This window comes from Eudoraea sp. (assembly GCF_049669105.1).
Classification (GTDB): Bacteria; Bacteroidota; Bacteroidia; order Flavobacteriales; family Flavobacteriaceae; genus Eudoraea.
The window spans coordinates 21,563-27,813 of sequence record NZ_JBATKE010000009.1; the positions used below are offsets into that span (position 1 = coordinate 21,563).

Sequence of the window (6,251 nt, forward strand, 5' to 3'; positions counted from 1 at the left end):
TTTAAGGAAGATATACTAAACAGAATTACCGTACTCCTGAAATAACGGATTTATTTTTCATAAGCATCTTCATGAACATTGGCTACAGCACGTCCTGAAGGATCATTCATGTTTTTAAAGGCTTCATCCCATTCCAGTGCGATTTTAGTACTACAGGCTACCGAAGGCTCCTGTGGTACAGACCATGCAGCGGCATCACTTGGGAAATGACCCTCAAATATAGACCTGTAATAAAATTCTTCCTTTGCGGTCGGAGTTTGTATGGGGAATCTGAATTTGGCATTAGCCAATTGTTCGTCAGAAACTTCCTTTTCTACAACTTCCTTCAATGTATCTATCCAACTATACCCTACCCCATCTGAAAATTGTTCTTTTTGCCTCCAGGCTACACTTTCCGGTAGTACAGATTCAAAAGCTTTACGCACCACCCATTTTTCCATTCGCTCCCCATTTATCATCTTGTCTTTTGGATTAATCCGCATAGCCACGTCAATGAACTCTTTGTCCAGAAATGGCACTCTGCCTTCAATTCCCCAGGCTGCTAATGATTTATTGGCCCTTAGGCAATCATACATATGTAACTTGCTTAATTTCCTCACGGTCTCTTCGTGGAACTCCTTAGGATTGGGCGCCTTGTGAAAATATAGATAGCCTCCAAATAATTCATCTGCTCCTTCACCTGAAAGTACCATCTTAATACCCATAGACTTAATTACCCGAGCCATTAGATACATTGGTGTTGATGCCCGAATGGTAGTGATATCATAGGTTTCCAGGTTATAAATTACATCCTTAATAGCATCAAGGCCTTCCTGGATAGTAAACTTAATTTCATGATGGATAGTACCTATATGATCTGCGACTATTTGAGCGGCTGCAAGATCTGGTGATCCTTCTAGTCCAACAGAAAATGAATGTAATTGCGGCCACCAGGCATCCTTGGTATCATCAGACTCTATCCGCTTCTGAGAATACATTTTGGCTATAGCAGAGGTTACTGAAGAATCAAGCCCCCCTGATAGCAGGACACCATAAGGTACATCAGACATCAGTTGTCTGTGAACAGCAGCTTCCAGGGCATCTCTTATTTCGTCAATACTTGTCTGATTTTCTTTTACAGCTTCATAATCCATCCAATCTCTGTTATACCATCTTTTTAGTTCCCCGTCACTGCTATTTAAATAATGTCCCGGTGGAAAAAGCTCTATTTTGGTACACGTCCCTTCCAAAGCTTTAAGTTCAGAAGCAACGTAGAAGGTCCCATTTTTATCCCAGCCCATATATAATGGAATTATCCCCATATGGTCTCTGGCTACAAAATATTCATCTTTTTCAGAGTCATAAATGGCAAATCCAAAAATTCCATTCATATCATCTAAAAAGTCAGGTCCTTTTTTCTGATATAAGGCCAGAATAACTTCGCAGTCAGATTGTGTGCTGAAAGTGTAAGATCCTTCAAATTGCTTTCTTAATTCTCTATGGTTATATATTTCCCCGTTGGCAGCTAAAATAAGTTTCCCATCTTCACTAAATAAGGGCTGTTTTCCTGATGCAGGATCTACAATTGCGAGACGTTCGTGAGCCAATATAGCCTTCTCATTTGCATAAATTCCGCTCCAATCAGGACCTCTGTGTCTTACTTTCTTAGACATTTCCAATAATTGAGGTCTTAGGGTTTCCGTACTTTCCTTTAAATTAAACGCACATACTATTCCACACATTATCTTTCAATTTATATTGATTATTAGGCAAAGATGCTTAATAACTTAATAAATTGAAACATAAATATCATTATTTATTTCATATTGTAACTATATTAGCGATAATTGGTATAATTAATAATCAAAACTTATAAAATAGGCACATTGAACTAACATTTTGTAAGTCGTTGAAATTTTAACGACTTTTTATAAGACTTTAAAAGGTTTACTAATTAGATTTGACATATATAAAAACAAGCACAATTATGAAAAAAGTATTGACACTAACAATCATGGCGTTAGCCATAGTTTTTACAAATGAAATTACAGCTCAGGAGTTTAGCGGGATGGATAAAAGCCCGGCGGATATTGCCACATATCCCTCCAGTTACAAAGTTTCCGATAAGTTGATAAAGATTGTATACAGCAGGCCACAACTAAAAGGCAGATCACTTTCTGAACTTGCACCAGAAGGAAAAGTTTGGAGAACAGGGGCCAATGAAGCTGCCGAGATTACGCTTTTTAAAGACATGATGTTCGGAGAAACTTCTGTGAAAGCTGGGACTTATTCTCTATTCACTATACCGGATGGCTCCGAATGGACGGTGATCTTAAATAGCAAATTAAATCAGTGGGGAGCTTATTCCTATGATGAGTCTGCTGATGTTGCACGTATTAAAGCTGCTTCAAGTACGGGAGATGAATCACTGGAAGCATTCTCAATTGCATTCAAAGAAGTTGATAGCGGAGTTCATATGATAATGGGATGGGGTACTACCAGAGTTGCAGTCCCTTTTAGTTTAAGTATGTAATAAAATTATAATAGAATGAAAAGCCGAAGTACTATACTTCGGCTTTTTTGTTTCATACTTAAGAAGAATTAATCTGTTTGGTTGCCAATCTGAAGTATCCCGTCTATATATCCTTGCTCTGCCATAGTTTCAGGGATATCCTTTAAAGGCACTTCCTCCAGCATCAACTATTTGAGTGGCATTAAAGTTTGAGGAAAATATTTTCTTATAAGCTTATTACCAGACAGGAAAAGTAAATAGTAGGTTTTTAATTATTTTGCAAAACCTCAGATTCGACGAATCCCTACAAGCATAAAAGTGCCGTCAGGGGTATCGCTTGTCCCTTCAAAAGAATCTTCATCCATGATAAGGGCAACGTACACCATACTGCCCTCTATATCCACAGAGAAAGTCAGTTTATTTTTATTAACTTTTACATTATCCGCAGGCAACTTGCCTCCGGGCAACTCCAGCTCCACCGTGTACACCTTCTTTTTTTTGGAAATATGCATTACCCCGGAACTATATTCTAAAGGTACATCCTGAACTGAATAGTCCCAACTTCCGGTCCATCGCTTCTTTTTAACAAGAATATCAGATCTCTCAACCCCATTGAAAGCATCGCACAATTCAAGCGAATATCCGTTAGAAAAAATCAGGAATAATAATATCAGGCTGAAATTTTTAAAAGTTATTTTCATTCGAAATGTTATTAAGTTTACGCCTAAATATACAGCAATTTTTTGATGTAAAGATCAGTCTTTTTCTGAAATCACAAATGCTACGCGCCTATTCTTCTGCCTGCCTTCTTCCGTTTCATTACTGGCTATAGGTGCTATTCCACCATGCCCTCTCCAACTTATCCTATCCGCTGAGAGTCCCAGTTCTATTAAATATTCAGCAACGGCAGAACAACGTCTATCTGATAAATACTGGTTATACGATGTAGTTCCAATATTATCTGTATGTCCGTCAACCGTTATCTGGAGCGACTTGTTTGCTTCCAGATAGTTGTATATCTTTTGAACATCTGTTTTGGCGGAATCCAATAGCTTAAATTCATCAAAATTGAATAGGACACTTTTAAAAATATGGACTTTATCGAGTTCGTAATTTTCGGTTATTGGATCTGTATCAGGAGCCGAATTCACAACAGGACTGTCAGACTGTACCAGATTTAATGTAACCATATCCAAATAATAATAAGCTCCCTGTTTGGCTCCTTTTTTTGTTTTAAATTTTCTCGTACCGGCATTATTCTTAAAATTGCCTATTATCATATAATTTTCTGTGCCTTTGGCCACGAATCTGGTGCTTACTACAACCCAATCTCTGGTGTCTCTATAAAAATTTGTATATCCAATCTCCATGAAATTGTAGCTATTTCCCCCAATTTTGTACAGGTGCATTTTTGAGAGTTCTTTTTTTATATTCAGGGTTAGTTTATCCTTTGAAAACAACACCCCAAAATCCTTTACAGCGAAGTCTGAACGTTCGGCAAGACTAACATAGAAGGAGACCTGATAGGTTTTACCTATCTCCAGGGTTTGAGTAAGAGGTACCTGTATATATTCCCTGTAATCATTAGGCGCATAAAGATAAAGGCCTGCATAACCCTTGCCAAAATCTGAAGGTTGTGTCCCGTTAAAATTTTCAGGGGTCCCCATAATCGCACTACAACTATTAAAATAGTCGGTAGATCCTTTTGTCGGCGTACTCCAATAGGTGACATCGGTTTCAAAATTACCGAGACGTGTCGGGCATGCATCGTATTGCTCAAAACTTGGATTTTGAATCAGGTTTTGAGACAGGAGTATTGTATTACACCAAAATAAGGTGAACAACAAGCTGTATGTATACTTTACAATCAAAATAATAAGGGGCTATTGCCTCAACCTAAAATAAGAATTAATCTTCAAGCATGAAGTTAATGCCGTTTAACAGTTTCTTTTACAGATGATTGAGCTAAATTTTAACTTTATTCTTTACAAAGTCATTTAAAAATCAAACTTGTAAGATACACCGGCTAATACCTGTAAACTCTGAACTCTAAAATTGGCCCAGCGCTGATATGCATTATTTGCAATATTATTTGCTTTTGCAAAAATGGAAAGTTGCTCGTTGAAATGATATCCCACATGGGCATTTACATCAAAAAAACTATCTAAAGTGATTACTGTGGAAGGGAAATCTGCAGGCTGAAGATTTTCTACCACTTGTGCACTTAAATCCTGCCGCTCCCCTACATAAAATAAATTAGCCCCAAGGAACCATTTTTCCCCAATCTGGTAATCCATAAGTAATGACCCCTTAACATCAGGAAGGTTCCATGCAGGATTATCGGTCTCCGTGTTGTAATCAAATAGTTCTACGTTTGCTCCAAGCGTAAAATCTCTGCTTATATCCACATTTAATTCGGCAAACAATCCAAGGGTTTTAATATCATCATAAAATACTTCAAATGAATTTCCGTAATAATATCCTTTTTCATCATCCCTAAAATCATTTTGAGGATTTAATTTATATAGGGGTTTTCTGTTTTCAGCTCTATAAAATGCTTTTACGTTATAGCTGAGACTAGAAATTAATTGACCTTTTATACCCAGGAATCCATCATACTGCCTGTCTGTGGGTAGTATGGTCAAAGTAGGTGACACAAACGGATTTTCGCCAACAAAACCATAATAAGAATTTTGATCTAAGCCCCCTTCTACTCCTCCATAGGCAATTAAAGTATCGTCTAACAATCTGTATGAGGCCGATATTTCCGGATAGATATAAAAATTGCTGCCACTTTGTTCTGTATCAGTACCATAAACCAGTGAGGCCCCCAAATTTAAGGTGTATTTATCACCAGATAATACCAAATTTGGATTTGCGCCAATTTGCATTTGCCCGTAATCTATACCCGTTGTATTGGTAGAGCTATTTATGCTGGCATTTTTAAAACTCCCTCCTACATAATCAAAAACAACTTTTAAGGTCAGCAATTCTGACGAGACCGGAAACTGAAATTCGGGCTTTAGTAAAAATCTATTCTCCCCGGAATCAACCGCATCCCAAAACCTTCGATACAATACTTCACCCCCTGCAAAAACGGACTCCTCCATTTGTAACTGCGCACCAGCTTCAAGACCAAAATAATTTTGACCTTCGTTAATTGTACTAATGGTGGCTTCATCAAATATCCCTTCAGGAAGGCCATACCAATTGTATTTCTGATGTTGAAATCCAATATCGGCACGCCAATTCAAATCTCTTTCTTTTTGGTTATAAGAAGCATTCAATTTTGTATTGTAAAAATCGGTGTCAAGTAACACATCTTCCAGGTCCCCGCGTGAGGAATGATGGTTAAGTCCAAAATCTACTCTTTTGTTACCCCTGTCAATGTCTCTGCTCGTATAAAAATCTGCAAGGGCACTACTAAAATTTCCAAGGCTAACAGCAGCATAGGAATTATATAGTTTTTCCGGTATGGCCTTTTGTACAACAGACGCCTTCCCTTTGGTCGGAGTAAAAGTTGAAGCCACGGGTATTGAGAAAATGCTGTACTCAATCTTCTTTTTTTGAAGCACCATAGAATCATTGAGATTTGGAATTGATTTTACCTTGAAGGCATCTGATATAGTTGGGGAATATGGCCTTACCACGTTAACAGTTTCAGTTCCAATGTCTTTATCGTCTTGTGCCGATAAAAGGTGTACCAGACCTATTAAAGCGATTAATGTAATTTTTAGTTCCTTTTGCATATTGTGTTTTT

The 6,251-nt window shown here is 37.6% G+C and carries 5 protein-coding genes; 1 reads left to right on the forward strand and 4 read right to left on the reverse strand.

Going from position 1 to position 6,251, the window contains the following annotated elements:
- Positions 1 to 50: 50 nt before the first annotated feature.
- Positions 51 to 1,721 carry an asparagine synthase B gene (gene asnB, locus WBM60_RS00520; protein WP_424260498.1) on the reverse strand — a complete coding sequence of 557 codons (1,671 nt, stop codon included), beginning with the start codon at positions 1,719 to 1,721 and terminating at the stop codon, positions 51 to 53.
- 245 nt (positions 1,722 to 1,966) lie between these two features.
- Between asnB and WBM60_RS00525 the strand changes: the two genes are divergently transcribed.
- The gene (locus tag WBM60_RS00525) at positions 1,967 to 2,512 is read left to right on the forward strand and encodes a DUF2911 domain-containing protein (RefSeq protein WP_424260500.1); all 546 of its coding nucleotides are present in this window, start codon (positions 1,967 to 1,969) and stop codon (positions 2,510 to 2,512) included.
- A 266-nt stretch (positions 2,513 to 2,778) separates the two neighbouring features.
- Here the strand turns inward: WBM60_RS00525 and WBM60_RS00530 are convergent, their stop codons facing one another.
- The 3 genes from WBM60_RS00530 to WBM60_RS00540 all read right to left on the reverse strand — a co-directional run.
- Entirely contained in the window at positions 2,779 to 3,192 is a 414-nt protein-coding gene (locus WBM60_RS00530; RefSeq protein WP_424260502.1) for a hypothetical protein, read from the reverse strand.
- A 54-nt stretch (positions 3,193 to 3,246) separates the two neighbouring features.
- Complete coding sequence (locus tag WBM60_RS00535; protein WP_424260504.1) at positions 3,247 to 4,335, reverse strand: OmpA family protein; 1,089 nt, start codon at positions 4,333 to 4,335, stop codon at positions 3,247 to 3,249.
- Positions 4,336 to 4,488: 153 nt separating this feature from the next.
- Positions 4,489 to 6,251: TonB-dependent receptor domain-containing protein (locus WBM60_RS00540; protein WP_424282625.1), on the reverse strand; the 1,763-nt coding region annotated here is incomplete at its 5' end.